The 15,687-nt window shown below is 69.7% G+C and carries 17 protein-coding genes; 12 read left to right on the top strand and 5 right to left on the bottom strand.

Annotated elements, in window-relative coordinates; genetic code table 11:
- Positions 1–73 precede the first annotated feature (73 nt).
- From ACT3HL_RS09745 to ACT3HL_RS09720, 6 genes are all read left to right on the top strand, one after another.
- Positions 74–1,057, top strand: a complete 984-nt coding sequence (locus tag ACT3HL_RS09745; protein ID WP_445086640.1) for an ATP-binding cassette domain-containing protein — start codon at positions 74–76, stop codon at positions 1,055–1,057.
- The gene (locus tag ACT3HL_RS09740; RefSeq protein WP_445086639.1) at positions 1,054–1,815 is read left to right on the top strand and encodes an ABC transporter permease; all 762 of its coding nucleotides are present in this window, start codon (positions 1,054–1,056) and stop codon (positions 1,813–1,815) included. The genes ACT3HL_RS09745 and ACT3HL_RS09740 overlap by 4 nt, the downstream gene beginning before the upstream one ends.
- A 62-nt stretch (positions 1,816–1,877) precedes the next feature.
- Positions 1,878–2,537 carry a bifunctional 4-hydroxy-2-oxoglutarate aldolase/2-dehydro-3-deoxy-phosphogluconate aldolase gene (locus tag ACT3HL_RS09735; protein WP_445086638.1) on the top strand — a complete coding sequence of 220 codons (660 nt, stop codon included), beginning with the start codon at positions 1,878–1,880 and terminating at the stop codon, positions 2,535–2,537.
- Positions 2,538–2,604: 67 nt separating this feature from the next.
- Complete coding sequence (locus ACT3HL_RS09730) at positions 2,605–3,069, top strand: winged helix-turn-helix transcriptional regulator (RefSeq protein WP_445086637.1); 465 nt, start codon at positions 2,605–2,607, stop codon at positions 3,067–3,069.
- Between the two features lie 323 nt (positions 3,070–3,392).
- Positions 3,393–4,889 (top strand): proton-conducting transporter transmembrane domain-containing protein, encoded by a 1,497-nt coding sequence (locus ACT3HL_RS09725; RefSeq protein WP_445086636.1) that lies wholly within the window; start codon positions 3,393–3,395, stop codon positions 4,887–4,889.
- Positions 4,879–7,410, top strand: a complete 2,532-nt coding sequence (locus tag ACT3HL_RS09720) for a putative inorganic carbon transporter subunit DabA (protein WP_445086635.1) — start codon at positions 4,879–4,881, stop codon at positions 7,408–7,410. The genes ACT3HL_RS09725 and ACT3HL_RS09720 overlap by 11 nt, the downstream gene beginning before the upstream one ends.
- Before the next feature lie 118 nt (positions 7,411–7,528).
- Here the strand turns inward: ACT3HL_RS09720 and ACT3HL_RS09715 are convergent, their stop codons facing one another.
- From ACT3HL_RS09715 to ACT3HL_RS09700, 4 genes are all read right to left on the bottom strand, one after another.
- A complete protein-coding gene (locus ACT3HL_RS09715) occupies positions 7,529–9,187 on the bottom strand; it encodes a PH domain-containing protein (protein ID WP_445086634.1) in 1,659 nt (552 codons plus the stop codon).
- Between the two features lies 1 nt (position 9,188).
- Positions 9,189–9,656, bottom strand: coding sequence for a PH domain-containing protein (locus ACT3HL_RS09710; protein WP_445086633.1), 468 nt, complete (start codon positions 9,654–9,656; stop codon positions 9,189–9,191).
- Positions 9,657–9,661: 5 nt separating this feature from the next.
- On the bottom strand, positions 9,662–10,120 hold the full coding sequence (locus ACT3HL_RS09705; RefSeq protein ID WP_445086632.1) for a CopD family protein: 459 nt from the start codon (positions 10,118–10,120) through the stop codon (positions 9,662–9,664).
- 155 nt (positions 10,121–10,275) lie between these two features.
- A complete protein-coding gene (locus ACT3HL_RS09700) occupies positions 10,276–11,112 on the bottom strand; it encodes an inositol monophosphatase family protein (protein ID WP_445086631.1) in 837 nt (278 codons plus the stop codon).
- A 103-nt stretch (positions 11,113–11,215) separates the two neighbouring features.
- On the opposite strand from ACT3HL_RS09700, the gene ACT3HL_RS09695 reads away from it, so the two are divergent.
- Positions 11,216–11,716, top strand: a complete 501-nt coding sequence (locus tag ACT3HL_RS09695; RefSeq protein WP_445086630.1) for a macro domain-containing protein — start codon at positions 11,216–11,218, stop codon at positions 11,714–11,716.
- An 85-nt stretch (positions 11,717–11,801) separates the two neighbouring features.
- Here the strand turns inward: ACT3HL_RS09695 and ACT3HL_RS09690 are convergent, their stop codons facing one another.
- Positions 11,802–12,833 carry a succinylglutamate desuccinylase/aspartoacylase family protein gene (locus ACT3HL_RS09690; protein ID WP_445086629.1) on the bottom strand — a complete coding sequence of 344 codons (1,032 nt, stop codon included), beginning with the start codon at positions 12,831–12,833 and terminating at the stop codon, positions 11,802–11,804.
- A gap of 105 nt (positions 12,834–12,938) precedes the next feature.
- On the opposite strand from ACT3HL_RS09690, the gene ACT3HL_RS09685 reads away from it, so the two are divergent.
- From ACT3HL_RS09685 to ACT3HL_RS09665, 5 genes are all read left to right on the top strand, one after another.
- Positions 12,939–13,313: a helix-turn-helix domain-containing protein gene (locus ACT3HL_RS09685; RefSeq protein WP_445086628.1), complete on the top strand. Its 375-nt coding sequence runs from the start codon at positions 12,939–12,941 to the stop codon at positions 13,311–13,313.
- Positions 13,313–13,606, top strand: coding sequence for a DUF7521 family protein (locus ACT3HL_RS09680; protein WP_445086627.1), 294 nt, complete (start codon positions 13,313–13,315; stop codon positions 13,604–13,606). The genes ACT3HL_RS09685 and ACT3HL_RS09680 overlap by 1 nt, the downstream gene beginning before the upstream one ends.
- A 121-nt stretch (positions 13,607–13,727) precedes the next feature.
- Complete coding sequence (locus ACT3HL_RS09675; protein ID WP_445086626.1) at positions 13,728–14,327, top strand: NAD(P)H-dependent oxidoreductase; 600 nt, start codon at positions 13,728–13,730, stop codon at positions 14,325–14,327.
- A 96-nt stretch (positions 14,328–14,423) separates the two neighbouring features.
- Entirely contained in the window at positions 14,424–15,011 is a 588-nt protein-coding gene (locus tag ACT3HL_RS09670) for a thymidine kinase (protein WP_445086625.1), read from the top strand.
- Between the two features lie 17 nt (positions 15,012–15,028).
- Positions 15,029–15,631: a YIP1 family protein gene (locus ACT3HL_RS09665; protein ID WP_445086624.1), complete on the top strand. Its 603-nt coding sequence runs from the start codon at positions 15,029–15,031 to the stop codon at positions 15,629–15,631.
- Positions 15,632–15,687: the final 56 nt, after the last annotated feature.

The raw sequence follows: 15,687 nt of genomic DNA, 5'->3' as shown, positions 1-15,687 counted from the left end.
CGTCCGACGCGTCCGTTTCGGCCGCGCGGTGCGATCCGAACCGCTTACCTCCCGACGGCTCCGAACCGGAGATATGACTGCCGCACTCGTCGCCGAGGGCGTCCGGAAGTCCTACGGCGACGTGACGGCCCTCGACGGCGTGTCGCTGGAGATCGACCGCGGCGACGTGTTCGGCCTCGTTGGTCCCAACGGGGCCGGCAAGACCACGCTCGTCCGCGCGCTGACGGGAACCACGGCGGTCGATGGCGCGGTATCCGTCCTCGGCAGCGAGCCGGACCGGATCGACAAGGCGAAGATCGGCCTGCTCCCGCAGTCGTTTTCGCCCGCCGCCCGCCTCACGCCCAAGGAACTCCTCTCGCAGTACGCCGGGTTCTACGACGCGGCTCGCGACCCCGAGACGGTCCTCGCCGACGTCGGCATCGAGGGGACGGCGGCCGACCAGTGGTACGAGGAGCTCTCCGGCGGACAGCAGCGCCGCGTCTGCGTCGCCATCGCGCTCGTGAACGATCCGGAGGTGCTCTTTCTCGACGAGCCGACGACCGGGATCGACCCGGCCGGCCGCCGATCGCTCTGGGACCTCCTCGAAGACCTCGCATCGGGCGGGACGACGGTCTTTCTCACGAGCCACTCGATGGCAGAGGTCGAACGGCTCTCAGACCGCGTCGGATTCCTCAACGCGGGGCGACTCGTCGCCGTCGGGTCGACGCGGGAACTCGTCGAGGCGCACGGCGGTCGCAGTCGGCTCCTCGTGGAGACCGACGCCGATCCGGCTGCGACGCCGTTCGAGGGGGCCGACCGCGACGCCCACGGTGGAAGCGGTCTCGACTTCGACGTCAGCGCGCGCAACGGACGGCTCGTCGTCGAGGGTGTCGGTCCCCGCGACATCGGCGATGTCGTCTCCGCGCTCGAATCCCGGCAGATCGCCTTCGAGTCGCTGACGTGGAAGCAGCCCGATCTCGAAGACGTCTACCTCGAACTCACCGGCGAATCGTTCGAGCCGACCGGGGACGCGACGGGTGCGACGGGCGCTGCTGCCGGTGGAGGTGGCGACCGATGACCCGTCTCGCACGGATCCGATCTGAGTTCATCGCGTCGTGGCACGCGTTCCTCCGTCGGCGGACCGCGGTGTTTTTCACCTTCTTTTTCCCCGCGATCATCGTCGTGATCTTCGGGGCGCTGGTGCAGACCCAGCCGACCGGCGGCGGCCTCTTCGCCGAGCCGAAGGGGTACTACATCGCGGGCTACCTCGCCGTCGTCGTGCTGTTCACGCCGCTGTCGCGGATCGGGAGCACGGTCGCGCGCTACCGCGAGGGAAGCCGCTTCGAGAAGCTGGCGACGACGCCGCTCACGCGCGCGGAGTGGTTGCTCGCGCAGTCGCTCGTGAACGTCGTCGTGATCGGGGCGGCGGCGCTGCTTCTGCTCGCGCTCTCGGCGCTCGTCACGGGGGCGACGATTCCGCTGACGCCCGAGACGCTCCTCGTCGTCCCGTTCGTCGCCCTCGGCGTCGTGCTCTTCTGCGGGCTCGGCGCGATCATCGGTCGCGTCGCCGACTCCCAGGACGGGGTCATCGCGGCCTCGAACGCCATCGCGCTCCCGCTTTTGTTCCTCTCGGAGACGTTCGTCACCCCCGATCTGCTTCCCGCGTGGTTCCGCCCCGCGCTCGGCCTATCGCCGTTGACGTACGTCGCTCGCGGGGTCCGCGCCGTGACGTACGTCGACGCGACGACGGCCGCGCTCCCGAACCTGCTCGTGGTGGCCGTCCTCGCCGCGGCTCTCTTTGTCGCCGGCGCGCTCGCGGTGCCGCGGACGGACTGAGACGAGACCAGCCCTCAGTCGGGGCCGCATTTATTCGCTCGCGCCCCCCACGTTGAGAGGAGATGGTCACGCACGACGCGGGCGAGGATATGCATCGACTGACAGAGAGCGGCGTCGTCGCGGTGATGCGCGGCGCCGACGCCGACACGGTACTCGACGTCGCGAGCGCGCTCGCCGACGGGGGCGTCACCGCCTTCGAGATCACCGCCGACACCCCGGACGCGATGGCCCTGATCGAGTCGGTCTCGGGATCGTTCTCCGAGGCGGAGGCCATCGTCGGCGCGGGGACCGTGCTCGACCCCGCGACGGCCCGCGCGGCCATCGCGAGCGGCGCGGAGTTCGTCGTCTCCCCGGCGTTCGACCGCGGCGTCGTCGAGGCGTGCAACCGCTACGGCGTCCTCGCCGCGCCGGGGACGTTCACGCCCACGGAGGCGCTCGACGCCTACGAGGCGGGCGCGGACCTCGTGAAGGTGTTCCCCGCGTCCTCCGTGGGCCCCTCGCACCTGTCGAGTATCGCCGGCCCGCTCCCGCAGATCCCGCTGATGCCGACCGGCGGCATCGACGCCGACAACGCGGGCGAGTACATCGAGGCGGGGGCGGCGGTGGTCGGCGCGGGGAGCGCGCTGCTGGACGCGGCGGCGATCGACGCGGGCGACTTCGAGGCGATCACCGCGACCGCCCGGGAGTTCACGCGGCGGATCGAGGAGGCGCGGGGCGATTGACGCGGTCGGCTCGACTCCGTTCGCGCGCAGCCGAAGTGACTTAGTCAGCAACGCGTGTGCATCGACTATGGCCGACACCGACATCGATGACGTCGACAGAGCGATCCTCCACGCGCTCCAAGAGGACGCCCGGAACATGTCGTCGGGCGACATCGCCGAGCGGACCGAGACGTCCGATAGCACCGTCAGAAAGCGGATCCAGCGCCTCGAGTCGGACGGCATCGTCAAGGGCTACAGCGCCGAGGTAGACTATCAAGCCTCGGGCTATCCGCTCCGGATGCTGCTGTTCTGTACCGCGTCGATTCCCCAACGCGGCGAGCTGATCCCCGACATCCTGAACATCGACGGGGTGGTCTCCGTCCAAGAGCTCGTCACGGGCGAACAGAACCTGCTCGTCACCGTCGTCGGGAAGACCGACAGCGACATCACGCCCGTGGCCCAGGAGCTGTTGGACATGGGACTGACCGTCGCCGACGAGGTGCTCGTCCGGAGCCACGAGACGAAGCCCTTCGGAGAGTTCGCGTCGGAGTAGCCGTCGACCGGCCTATTGGAGCGTTTTTCCAGATCGCACATCGGATCGCTATCCGACCGATTCGGGGGCGCACCCCGGTCACCTCGAACGTGCGATGTCCATCACGATTCAGAGAGTCACCCCCGAGAACGAGCGGAGCCTCCGGCGTTCGATCTCGGCCGAGACGTTAGAACATAATGTTCTATAATTCGGGTTCTGTAGAACAGATCGTTCGCAATAGGTGGATTTAATACCTGTTCTGTTCTCAGTGAGGGTAAGAAGATCGGATCCCGTGCGGGGGTAACGGTGACCCCGGGCGGGAACCGATCGGCACGAACCAGAGAATGACAGACCAGAACCAGACGACAGTTGTCGGAGCGCTACCGAACGACGGCTCGGAGGCGGGGCCGATCGCCCCGGTGCTGGTCACGCGACTCACCTGGGCGCTGTTTCTCGCGTGTCTCGGGGCGCTCGGCGCGCGACTCCTCGGGTGGTGGGAACCGACCGGGGCGGCGTTCGGCCCGTTCGCCGTCGACGGGCTCACGCTGTTGCTCTGGGTTGTCGTGACCTTCTTCGCTGGGATCGTCGACAGCTACTCCCTGCGGTATCTGGCGGGGACTCGCGGGATGGTCCGGTTCTTCGGCCGGACGCTCGCTTTCACGCTGGCGGTGATGACGCTGGCCGCCGCCGATCACGCGGTCGCCTTCGTCGCCGCTTGGCTCGTGATGGGGCTCGTGATGGCCGATCTGATCGGTCACGTGCCCGGGTGGCCCCAAGCGCAGTCGGCCGCGCGACTCGCCCGCCGGTACTTCCTCGGGAGCAGCGCCCTCGTCGGCGCCGCGCTGACCGTCCTCTGGTGGGAGACCGGCGCGACGACCGTCTCCGGGGCCGTCGCGGCGCCCGGGTCGCTCCCGACGACGACGGTGTTCGCCGTCGCGGGAGCGCTCGTCTTGGCGGCGATGATCCAGTCGGCACTGCTGCCGTTCCACGGATGGCTCCTCTCCTCGATGACGGCGCCGACGCCGGCCTCGGCGCTGATGCACGCCGGGTTCGTCAACGCCGGTGGGATCCTCCTGCTCCGCTTCGCGCCGGTTGTCACGGCCGAACCGGCGGTGATGCTCGCCATCGTCGTCGTCGGCGCGGCGAGCGCGCTCGGCGGAAAGCTCCTCAAGTCGGTCCAGCCCGACGTCAAGCGTCGGCTCGGCTGCTCGACGGTCGGCCAGATGGGATTCATGATTATGCAGGCCGGCCTGGGGTTCTTCGGCGCCGCGATCGCACACTTGATCCTACACGGCTTCTACAAGGCCTACAAGTTCCTCGCGTCGGGGAGCCGAGTCGAACACGTCGGTCCCGACGCGGGGCGCGAGGGCGATTCCCTCGGCCCGGTCGGTCTCGCCGTCTCACTGGTCTCGGCGCTCGCCGGCGGCGCGGTCTTCGTGGCGCTCACCGGGAAGGGCGCGGGGCTGGACAGCGGACTCCTGTTGACGCTGATCGTCGTGGTGACGACGCTGCACGCCGCCCGGACGGCCCTCGCTCGGACCGCCCTTCCGATGTCGGCGCGGTTGGGGGCGATCCCACTCGTGTTCCTCCCCGCGATCGCCGTCTACGGAGCCGTCTATCGCACCGTCGAGCGGGTCCTGCACGACCTGCCGGTCGTCGCCGCACCTGCGGAGCTGACCCTCGCCCACGGCCTCGTTACCGCGGCGTTTCTCGTCACCTACGTCGCCGTCGAGACGGGCGCCTACAGGCACAGTCGGCGGCTTTACGTGGCGCTTCTGAACGCCGCACAGCCGCCCGCTGCGACCGTCCTGACGTCCACGGAGGAATACAATGAGTACTGATAGCGAGACGCACGACGAGACCGCGATTCGCGACAGCATCGAGCAGGCAGAGCGTGCCGTCGGCCGCGTCTGGCCGCTCCACTCGTTCGTGACGGCTAACCCGCTGGCCGGCTTCGAGGACCGTCCCTTCCACGAGGCGGTCGAGCGCGGCGAGCGGCTGTACGGCGCCGACGGGTACCCGAGCGCGTCGGTGTTCGGCCGCGCCTGGGAGCGGGGACAGATCGACCCCGAACTCCTCCGCGCGGAGCTCTCGCGGCGCGGCTACGACGCCGACCCCGAGACGCTCCTCGACCGGATGGCGTCCGCCGAGTCCGGGCACGCCGCGTCCGCGACCGCGTCCCCCGGCGCCGCGGAGACGCCGGAAGACCGCGTCGACGCCGTCCTCGCGAAGTGGCTGTCGGCGTTCTTAGACCAGGGCGCCGCGGCGTGGTCGCTGCCGGGGCGTTCACAGGGGTTCTACGACGCGTTCCGCGCGGCGGCGCGGCACGACCGCGAGATCCCCGACCGGTCGGCGATCGCCGGCCTGCCCGCGGATCCGATCGACGCGCTCGCCGAGCGGTTCGAGAACTACCCGCGCGATCGGTGGGTGGCCATCGTCGAGCACCACCTCGCGGCGCTTCCCGGCTGGACCGGCCTGATCAGACAGCGCATCGGGGAGGAGGGCGCTTGGCAGTCGGCGCAGCCGATCACGCTTCCGGGCTATTTGGCGGTCCGGATGACGCTCGCCGACGTCTTCGGCGCGCCGATCGCTCCCGAGGGCGCGGACGGTGGCGGCGGATCGGCGACCGGTCGTGTGGGCGTCGAGAACGACGCGGACGGGGACGGGGGAACAGGGGTCGGCAGTGCCCCGCTCGCGGAGGCGTGGCTGAGCGCTTGGGAGGCGACGTACCGCGAGGAACTCGTCGGCGCGGTCGCGGCGGAGAGCGCCTCCCTCGACGACGCCGACGGGAGCGACGAGGGCCGTCCCGACGCCCAGTTCGTCTTCTGTATCGACACGCGCTCGGAGGTCATCCGCCGACACGTCGAGTCGGTCGGGCAGTACGAAACCCACGGGTACGCCGGGTTCTTCGGCATCCCGATGCAGTACGAGGCGTACGACTCCGGGGTCGAGACCGACGCGTGTCCACCGATCGTCGACGCCGCCCACCGCATCGAGGAGCGGCCGACCGCCGACCACGACCACCGGCGCGCGACGCGCGAGCGATGGACGAACGCGCTGGAGGCCGGCGAGACCGTCCTCGAGACGCTGAAGTCAAACGCCGCGACCGCGTTCAGCCTCGTCGAGACCGCGGGCGGCGGCTACGGAATCGCGCTCGCGGCCCGGACGCTGGTTCCGGACCGCGTTCACGACGCTCTCGACGCGGTCGAGGCGCGGGTCCCGGGCGTTCACGAGTTCTGCGCGCCGGCGCTCGAACGCGAGCCGGGGAGCGATGGCGGCCTCCCGTCGGGGCTCACGTTCGAAGAGCGCGTCGAGTACGCCGCGGCCGCCTTCGAGCTGATGGGCTGGGAGGAGTTCGCGCGGGTCGTCGTGTTCGCGGGCCACGCCAGCGAGACGGCGAACAACCCCTTCGGGTCGAGCCTCGACTGCGGGGCCTGCGCCGGCAACCCCGGCGGGCCGAACGCGCGCGTGCTGGCGGCGATCTGCAACGACGAGGCGGTGCGGGCGGCGCTGGCCGAGCGCGGCATCGACGTCCCCGATGACACAGTTTTCGTCGCCGGCGAGCACAACACCACGACCGACGAAGTGACGCTGTTCGACGCGGACGTGCCCGAGAGCCACGCCGACGAGGTCGAACAACTGCGCGCCGACCTCGCGGACGCCACGGCCGGCGCCGCCGCCGAACGCGTCGAGTCGATGGGTGTCGATCCCTCGCGGGCCGACCGTGAGACGAAGCGCCGGGCCGCCGACTGGGCGGAGACCCGTCCGGAGTGGGGCCTCGCCGGCAACGCCGGGTTCGTCGTCGGGCCGCGGGAGCTCACCGACGACTTGGACCTCGGCGGGCGCTCGTTCCTCCACTCCTACGACTGGCGGACCGACGACGGCGGCGACGCCCTGGAGGCGATCCTGACCGGGCCGATGGTCGTCACGCAGTGGATCAACTGCCAGTACTACTTCGCCACCGTCGACACCGCCGCCTACGGGAGCGGGTCGAAGGTGACGCACAACCCCGTCGGAAACGTCGGCGTCTACCAGGGCAACGGCGGCGATCTGATGTGCGGCCTCCCGCTCCAGTCGGTGATGGCCGCGGACGACGAGCCGTACCACCAGCCGCTCCGGCTCTCGACGGTGATTCACGCGCCGGTCGAGCGCGTCACCGAGGTCCTCGAGGAGCACGAGCAGCTTGCGGAACTGCTCGACAACGACTGGCTCTCGCTGACCGTCGTCGATCCCACCCGGGACCACGCCGCGTTCCGGTACGACGAGGAGCTCGCGTGGACGGGACTCGACGACGCCGCGGAACCGGCCGCCAGCGCCCCCGAGCCCGCCCGCCCGAAGTCGGCCGTCCCAGCCGACGATTGAGGGGTTCCAACCGACGACGATTGGGTGGGCTATCGTTTGCCCTCGGAGAGTCTCACTCGAGCGTCCGGCGCGAATTCCGCCGTTCTCGGCGGGCCTTCGCCTCTCCGGGGCTTGGTTCTCAGTCGCTGTCGGGCTCCGAGGCAGGCCCCTCGTCTCCCGCGTCTTGATCCGGACTCGGGGCCTCGGCGTCGGCGTCGCGGCCGGGGCTGTCGTCCGGATCGCCCCCGATTCCGACGCCCGCGCGGCCGGCCCGGTAGGCGTCGACGGCGCGGTCGAGGCGCGCTTCGAGCTCCTCGCGAAGTTCGTCGGCGCGGGCGCCGTCGACGTCGACGGCCGCAGCATCCCTCCCGCCGAGCGAGAGCGACCCGGCGGTGTCGATCGTGACGGTCGCGAGGTCGCGGCGCCGCTGGAAGACGCTCCGGGAGTCGATGACCGTCTGGATCCGGTAGTAGGGCACGATCTTCGTCTCCCGACGGAGGACGCCGTTCCGCGTGACCGCGTGGTGCTCGCCCAGCCAGTGGCCCCGGTGCAGCCACGTCGCGTGCGCGTAGGCGACCGCGAACGGTACCAAAAAGAGCGGCGGCCACCACGGAACCGAAAGCGAGAGCAGCGAGACGGCGCCGTAGAGGGCGGCGGTGAACGCGCCCACGACGAGCAGGTAGCGGACGAGATAGCGCTCCCGCGCCCGTTTCGGCGGTCGATCGAACTCGACGTCGCCGACCGGCTCGAGCGCCTCGACGAGTTCCAGCACGTGCTCGCGCTCGGCGATGGGAACCGCCGCCTCGGAGCCGCGACCGCCGCCGGAGCTCCCCGGCGCGTACCCGGCGGTCTCGATGTACAGCGTCGCGTAGCCGAAGTACCGCTTCAGCGGGTTCTCGGCGATCGTCAGCGTCTGGATCTTCTCGAACGGGATTGAGCCGTCGTACCGCTGGAGCAGCCCACGCTCGTACTGGAGTTCGTCCCCGGCGCGGACCAGCCGGAAGTCGTAGTACTCGACGATGGCGGCCGCGGCCCCGACGAGCCACGAGACGAGCGCCACGGCGACGAGGACGGCGCCGCCGACGAGGACGAGCGTGGCGCGGGGAACCGTCGAGAGGTATCCCGACACGACTGTCGAGCCGATCGTCGACACGACGACGAAGAGGATCCCCGGCACCCGGAGGTCGACCGAGAGCGCCCCGAGGACCGCGAGCTCGCGCCGGCCCAGAGAGAACAGTTCGGTCCGTTCCGGGAGGGTGACGCCCCCGCCCGCCCGTCCCCCGCCCGCCTCGCCGTCGATGGATTCCTCGGTCGCGTCGCGCCCCGCAGCGGGACTCTCGGATTCGCGACGTTTCAGACGGCCCAGTTCGCTCTGGAGCCGCTTTGCCTCCTCGAAGCTGACGAAGCGGAGCTGTGCCTCCGTTTCGCCGCCGCCGGCGGTCTCGAAGGAGACGAGCGCGATCCCGAGCAGCCGCTGGAGGAGGTTCCGCGAGATGTCCACGTTCTGTATCCGGCGGAGCGGGATCTCGCGGCTCCGTCGCGAGAAGACGCCGGAGTCGATGTCGAGGGTGTCCCCCGCGAGTTCGTAGCTGAACCGCCTGACGTAGGCCACCTCGTAGCCGACCAGCGCGAGCGCCGCCACCCCCGCGACCGCGAGGAGGGCGAGCGGTCCCGCCGGGCCGATCGCCGTGAGGCCGCTGCTGCCGCCGAAGAGGACGAACGCCAGCGCGACGGCGATGCCGCTGCCCCGCTGGAACACGCGGTAGGGGACCGAAAGCGGCGAGAGCGTTCGGGGCATCTCAGACGGCGTCCTCGCCCTCCGAGCGGATCGCGAGCCGCTTCAGCCGCTCGCGGAGGTCGTCGGCGTCGCCGGGCGCCAGTCCCGGGATGGACACGTCGGCACCGCGCGAGCCGGCGGTGTAGACCACCGTGCTCGCGAGGCCGACGAGGCGCTCGGTCGGCGACCGCGCGGTGTCGACGTGTTGGATGCGGACGAAGGGAACGACCGTCCGGACCCGCGTGAGCACGCCGCGTTCGAGATACAGCGAGTCCCCGCGGATCTCGTACCGCCACACTCGATAGCGGAGCAGGGCGAACGTGACGCCGAGCGCCGCGACGGCGACGAAGACCCCGACTGACGCCCAGCCGGGAAGCCACGGGGGATCGACGAACTGCTGGACGCCGAATGCGACGCCGGCGAGAATCGCCGCCGTCAGCACGGCCCGGACCAGCCAGAGCAGTCGAATGCGGGGGTGGAGCCTGTTCATCGGTCTCAGTACAGAGCGATCCCTGACGCGAGTATGCCCGCGTCGACGAGGAGCAGGATGCCCACGACGGCGGCCGCCCGGAAAGTCGTCAGCGCGGCCCCGGCGGGCGTTCGGACGCGTTTCTCTCGGAGGCCGTCGGTCATACGGCCCCGGCCGATCTCGACGAGCGCGGTGAGCACGAGCCACAGCGCGAGCATCGCCAGTACGAGGTGTCCGCGACCGGTCCCGGTGAGCGTCTCGACGGTGTAGCGCGTGCCGGCGAGGTGCCCGCCGGTGGCGAACATCACGACCGACGCGCCCCGCGAGAGATAGACGAGCCGATCGGCGATCGTCTGTAGCGGGGCCGCGTCGAGCGCTCCCTCGACCGCGGCGGGGAGGATCACGGCGGCGACGAAGACGACGCTGCCGACCCACAGCGCCCCGACGAGGACGTGCAGGGTGGTCATCACGGTGTCGAGTACCATAGCGGCGGAACGAACCGGCGGCGCTTGAAACCCGGCGGTTCCGACGCGCCCGGTTCCCCGTCGCGGCGCCGTCGGTACGTCACCGTTTTCTCCGCTGTGGCGCCGTCGATACGTCTCTGTTTTCCACGGTGGCGCCGTCGGCGTCGGCGCTCCTCTCACCCGAATGCGGCGGTCGCGGCGTCGGCGAGTCGGTCGCACGTCGCCCGATCCGTCGCCGCCACGTAGAGACCGCCCACGCCGGTCGCATCGCGGCCGACTTCCGTCGGTGCTCCGCCCTCGAGGTCGAAGACCCGACGCGCGACGCCGCTCTCGGCTGCGAGCAGTGATCCGGCGTACTGCTCGTAGACGTCCGGCCGGTAGGCGACGAGCCCCTCTATCCCGCCGCGGGCGAGGAGCCCCCAGTCGACGCAGGGAGACCACGTGTCGATGACGCGCTTACAGCGCGACTCGATCGCCGACTTCATCGACCGAGCCGTCGCGCTGTGGTCGTCGTCGCGGACGGCGGGGAGCCCCACGACGAACGACACCGTCGCCTGCGGGAGCGAGCGGTCGTTCCCGGCGATGAGCGTCTCGCCGTCGACCGTCGCGCCGTCCCCGCGACGCGCGAGGTACAGCGAGTCGGGGAGCGGCTCGTAGACCGCCGCGACGAGCGGGTCGCCCTCGTCGAGGACGCACGCCGCCGTCGCGAACGAGGGGATGCCGGCGACGAAGTTGTTCGTGCCGTCCAGCGGGTCGACGACCCACTCGTAGCGGTGATCACCGTTGCGCCCGGACTCCTCGCCGTGGATCGTGTGCTCGGGGTACGCCTCCTCGATCACGGCCAGCGCGCGCCGCTCTGCGGTCCGATCGGCGGCCGATTTCACGTCGTCGGTGCCGTACTCGGCTTCGATCGAGACGTCGCGGAACGCGTCGGCGAGGTAGTCGCCGCCGGCGCGGACCGCCCGCGCCGCGACGGCCGCAAGCAGCGGGGGCTCCGCTGATCGATCGTCCATACTCGCCCGAGGGGCGATCGAGACAAGAGCCTTCGGTTCGACCCCGTCGCGGGCCCGCACGATCACCACCGGGAGTTTTGTCAATGGCGGCGAACACTGGCGTATGGAGTTCTCCGTCATCCAGGGCGACATCGCACAGCAGTCCGCAGACGGGCTCGTCAACGCCGCCGGAACGAGTCTCCAGATGGGGTCCGGTGTCGCCGGCGCGCTCCGTCGCGGCGGCGGCGAGGCGCTGAATCAGGCGGCGGTCACGAAGGGGCCGATCGACCTCGGCGACGTCGCCGTCACCGACGCCTACGACCTCGACGCCGACTACGTCATCCACGCGGCGGCGATGCCGCACTACGGCGACGGGCAGGCCACCGAGGCGAGCATCCGCGACGCGACGCGGAACTCGCTCGAACGCGCCGACGAACTCGGCTGCGAGTCGCTGGTGATCCCCGCGCTCGGCTGCGGCGTCGCCGGCTTCCCCCTCGAAGACGGGGCGCGGATCATCGCCGACGAGATCCGCGCGTTCGATCCCGCGTCGCTCTCCGACGTTCGGTTCATCGCCTACGGCGACGCGGGCTATCGGACGCTCCGCCGCGTCGCCGACGAGGTCTGATCCGGTCCCCCGTGGGGCGTTAGGCCACCCTACGCCCAAGGCCGTCCTTCGGAACGACTCTGTGTCGAACGCTCACGAGACACCGCTACACCCAGGGTCGTTCCGAAAAATCCCCCGCTTCGACCTCCCGTTCGATCTCCCGGAGCGTCGCGTCGTCGACGCCGACGAGGTGACAGAGCGGATGTCCCGGAGCCGCGACCGGGTTCTGTAGCGATCCGATGATGAGTCCCGTGAACGGGGCGGCGACGCGCTGCTCTCGCTCCTTGAAGTGATCGGAGATCGTACAGATCGTGTCGCCCTCGTAGACCAGCGGGACCGAGCCGTACTGCATCTCGACGAGGCCGCCGGTGTCGGCCCGCAGCCACGTCTTGTCGCCGTTGCTGTCGACGACGCGAGTCCATCCCGGCCACCTGACGGGGGCGTCGGGGAGGAGTTCGTACTCGGCGAGGACGCTCTCGACGCCCTCGAGCGCGCGGTCGATCAGCGCCGGCTGGAAGCGGTGTGCTCGACCCATCTCGACGGTGATCGTGGGGATTCCGTCGTTCGTCGCGACCGTTCGGAGCGATCCGGCGTCGGCCTCCCCCGAGAGGATGAGATTCGACGCGAACGCCCTGGCGAGGCGGTTGACCTCGGGGCGAGCCGTGTCCGCGCGGACGTGATACATCGTCGTCCGGTTTCGCGTCGAGGTGTGAAAGTCGATGCCGAAGTCGCAGGGCCTGACGAAGCGCTCGTAGATTCGATTCGCCATCCGCTCGGCGGTGTTCGATCCCGACCGACCCGGAAACGACCGGTTCAGGTCCTGATCGTAGATGGGGATGTACCGCTGCTGGGCGAGGTATCCCGGGACGTTCGCGACGTGTACGCAGACGATCGTTCCGTGCACGTCCGCCGGGTCGTATCGGTCCGCCACCTCCTGCAGTACCTTCACCCCGTTGAGTTCGTCGCCGTGTATCGCCGCCGAGAGGAAGGCTGTCGGCCCGCCGTGTTCGCCGTTGATGACGGTTACGGGTATCTCGACGGGATCCCCCATATACGTCTCGCTGATCTCATAGCGGAGGTGGCGGGTCTTCCCCGGCGGGACCTCGGCGTCGTATCGGAACGGTTTCGGATCGCTCACGCCGCGCCGTTGGTGGGACGCCACCAAAGGCGTTGCCTACGGACGGACCGTCGGCCTCGCGCGAATCCCGGGAGATTAATACCGTCGGTGCTCCTCGTCCCGGTAATGGCGCGCGAGCCGTCCGCGAACGAGTCGTCGGACCTCCAGCCCGTCCTCGACGCGCTCGACGACGCAGATGCGAGAGCCATCATCAGAGGACTCGACGAGCCGAAAACGGCGAACGAGCTCTCTGAGTGCTGTGACATCCCGCTGTCGACGACGTATCGGAAGCTGGATCTCCTCACCGAATCCGGACTGCTCGAAGAGGGGACCGAGATCCGATCGGACGGCCACCACACGACCACGTACTCGGTCGCGTTCGAGGAGGTCCGAATCGCGCTCACCGAGGGGCGCGACCTCGACGTAGAGATCGCCCGCCCCGATCAGGGGCCCGAAGAGCGGCTCGCAGACATCTGGACCGCCGTACGGGAGGAAACATAATGGTACACACGACCACATCCGCGAGTATCGCAACGGGAATCATCGTGGTGAAGACGGGGATCCTCGTCCTCGGCGGACTCATCACGTACTTCTCGCTGAAGGCCTACCGAAAGACGGGCACCCAGTCGCTCCGGGCGCTCGCGATCGGGTTCGGGGTCATCACGCTCGGGGCGCTCCTGGGCGGCACCTTCGATTTCATCCTCGGCGTCGACCTCGCCACCGGGTTGCTCATCGACGCGATCTTGACGTTCATCGGCTTCGCCGTTATCACGTACTCGCTGTACGCCGATTGAAACGCGCTGCGCGGAGAAACTCCGGCGGCGGGGCGAACCGTTTTCCATTGGGATCGGGCTGTTTCGGTGACGTGACTCCTTTCGACGATGGTTTCTTGAGACGCCCGACCGAGTTCACCGTATGTCATCCGACGGCTCGGCATCCGGCGCGCACGTGGTTGCCGTCTGTGGGAGTCTGCGCGGGGAGAGCTACACCCGGCGAGCGCTCGAACGCGCGCTCGATGGGACTCGTGCGGCCGGCGGAACCGGCGCGGTGCTGGATCTCAGGGAGTACGAACTGCCGACGTTCGATCCCGACGTGGACCGGCAGGGCGACGGCGACGCGCTCACCCGACGAATTCGAGAGGCCGATGCGATCCTTTTGGGGACGCCGATGTATCACGGCTCGTACTCGGGCGTGCTGAAGAACGCGCTGGACTACTGCGGCTTCGACGAGTTCGAGGGGAAAACGGTCGGCCTGTTAGCGGTCGCCGGCGGGGGATTTCCGGTCACCGCGCTGGAGCACCTCCGGTCGGTCTGCCGCGCGCTCGACGCGTGGGTGATTCCCCACCAGGCGGCGCTCCCGAACGTTTCGAGGCGGTTTGACGGCGGCGACATCACCGACGAGAAACTCGATGACCGGGTTCGTGTGCTCGGTCGTCGAGCCGTCGAGTACGCCAATATCGAGCCCGATCCACACACGTTCGAGGCCGACGAGAACGTCGGTGCCGACGGCCGGTAACGACCGCGGAGCGCGACTGCGGTCGACGGCCGGTTTCCGGAGCCGGCGTCGTCGAATCACCAACGGTTTTGCTCCTCCACCGCACTCGGAGGTCGTATGCACGCCATCACGAACAGCGGCTGGGTCGAGGTCGTCACTGGGTCGATGTTCTCCGGGAAGACCGAGGAGGTCCTCCGCCGGCTCCGTCGCGCCGAGATCGCGGGCCAGGAGATCGCGGTGTTCAAACCCGCGATCGACGACCGATACGGCGAGGCCACTGTCGGCTCGCACGTGGGCCGACAGTGGGGGGCCGCCGTTGTTCCGAACGAGGGGTCGGCCGTCTGGGAGATCCGAGACCACCTGAACGGCGAGGACGTCGTCGCGGTCGACGAGGCGAACTTCTTCTCCTCGGAGTTGGTCGACGTCTGTCAGGCGCTCGCCGACGACGGCCGCCGCGTGCTCGTCTCCGGTATCGACCAGACGTACCGCGGCGAGCCGTTCGAGCCCCTCCCGCAGTTGATGGCCGTCGCCGAGTACGTCGACAAGCTGCAGGCGATCTGCACGCAGTGCGGCGAGCCCGCGACGCGGAATCAGCGGTTCGTCGACGGGGAGCCAGCACACGCCGACGAGCCGACGATCGTCGTGGGCGCCGACGAGTCCTACGAGGCGCGGTGTCGGAACTGTCATACGCTTCGCCGCGACTAACCGGAGGTAGAGAGACTATGACGACGTGGGTGGAGAATCCGGAGGGCGGGCGCGACCGCGGGGCGCGCGGCGTCGCGAGAGCGTGGCTCGAGGTCCTGATCCGCCCGCGGCAGTTCTTCAGAAACGGGGTCGCGCCGGGCGATCAGGCACCGGGGCTCGTCTTCGCAGTCGTCATCGCGGCCGCCTACGCCACCGGGCTGTTCGCGTTCTCACCGGAGCGGATTCCGTCGCTCGCCGGCGGGACGGCCGTCTCGGCGGTCCTCGCACTCGCGGCCGTGGCGCTCATCGTCGCGCCCGCGGCGCTCCATCTGACCGCCGCGCTCCAGACAGTTCTCCTGATTCTCACCGTTCGGGACCGCGGCGGGATCAGCGAGACGGTGCAGGTGATCGCGTACGCCGCGGCCCCGTGCGTCTTCGCCGGCTTTCCCTCGCCCGCGCTCCGGCTCGCCTGTGCGCTCTACGGTGCGGTGTTACTGATTGCGGGCCTGCGCGAGGTCCACGGGACGACCACCGCTCGGGCCGCACTCGCCGGGTCCGTGCCCGCAGTGCTCCTGTTCGGCTCGGTGTTCGGCGGCATCGACGCCGGCCGGACCGTCCTCCGGATGGTCGGAATCGTCTGACAGGATCCGTTCGGTTCCCTCCGGATCGGGGACTTCGCTCACGGACGGGATTCGAC

It is taken from the genome of Halobellus sp. GM3 (genome assembly GCF_052545375.1).
This window is presented reverse-complemented; position numbering and strand designations above follow the sequence as displayed.

What these genes read in the sequence shown, in the direction of transcription:
- ACT3HL_RS09745 (WP_445086640.1), top strand. Translation starts at nt 74, where the DNA reads ATGACTGCCGCACTCGTCGCCGAGGGCGTCCGGAAGTCCTACGGCGAC.
- ACT3HL_RS09740 (WP_445086639.1), top strand. Translation starts at nt 1,054, where the DNA reads ATGACCCGTCTCGCACGGATCCGATCTGAGTTCATCGCGTCGTGGCAC.
- ACT3HL_RS09735 (WP_445086638.1), top strand. Translation starts at nt 1,878, where the DNA reads ATGGTCACGCACGACGCGGGCGAGGATATGCATCGACTGACAGAGAGC.
- ACT3HL_RS09730 (WP_445086637.1), top strand. Translation starts at nt 2,605, where the DNA reads ATGGCCGACACCGACATCGATGACGTCGACAGAGCGATCCTCCACGCG.
- ACT3HL_RS09725 (WP_445086636.1), top strand. Translation starts at nt 3,393, where the DNA reads ATGACAGACCAGAACCAGACGACAGTTGTCGGAGCGCTACCGAACGAC.
- ACT3HL_RS09720 (WP_445086635.1), top strand. Translation starts at nt 4,879, where the DNA reads ATGAGTACTGATAGCGAGACGCACGACGAGACCGCGATTCGCGACAGC.
- ACT3HL_RS09715 (WP_445086634.1), bottom strand. Translation starts at nt 9,187, where the DNA reads ATGCCCCGAACGCTCTCGCCGCTTTCGGTCCCCTACCGCGTGTTCCAG.
- ACT3HL_RS09710 (WP_445086633.1), bottom strand. Translation starts at nt 9,656, where the DNA reads ATGAACAGGCTCCACCCCCGCATTCGACTGCTCTGGCTGGTCCGGGCC.
- ACT3HL_RS09705 (WP_445086632.1), bottom strand. Translation starts at nt 10,120, where the DNA reads ATGGTACTCGACACCGTGATGACCACCCTGCACGTCCTCGTCGGGGCG.
- ACT3HL_RS09700 (WP_445086631.1), bottom strand. Translation starts at nt 11,112, where the DNA reads ATGGACGATCGATCAGCGGAGCCCCCGCTGCTTGCGGCCGTCGCGGCG.
- ACT3HL_RS09695 (WP_445086630.1), top strand. Translation starts at nt 11,216, where the DNA reads ATGGAGTTCTCCGTCATCCAGGGCGACATCGCACAGCAGTCCGCAGAC.
- ACT3HL_RS09685 (WP_445086628.1), top strand. Translation starts at nt 12,939, where the DNA reads ATGGCGCGCGAGCCGTCCGCGAACGAGTCGTCGGACCTCCAGCCCGTC.
- ACT3HL_RS09680 (WP_445086627.1), top strand. Translation starts at nt 13,313, where the DNA reads ATGGTACACACGACCACATCCGCGAGTATCGCAACGGGAATCATCGTG.
- ACT3HL_RS09675 (WP_445086626.1), top strand. Translation starts at nt 13,728, where the DNA reads ATGTCATCCGACGGCTCGGCATCCGGCGCGCACGTGGTTGCCGTCTGT.
- ACT3HL_RS09670 (WP_445086625.1), top strand. Translation starts at nt 14,424, where the DNA reads ATGCACGCCATCACGAACAGCGGCTGGGTCGAGGTCGTCACTGGGTCG.
- ACT3HL_RS09665 (WP_445086624.1), top strand. Translation starts at nt 15,029, where the DNA reads ATGACGACGTGGGTGGAGAATCCGGAGGGCGGGCGCGACCGCGGGGCG.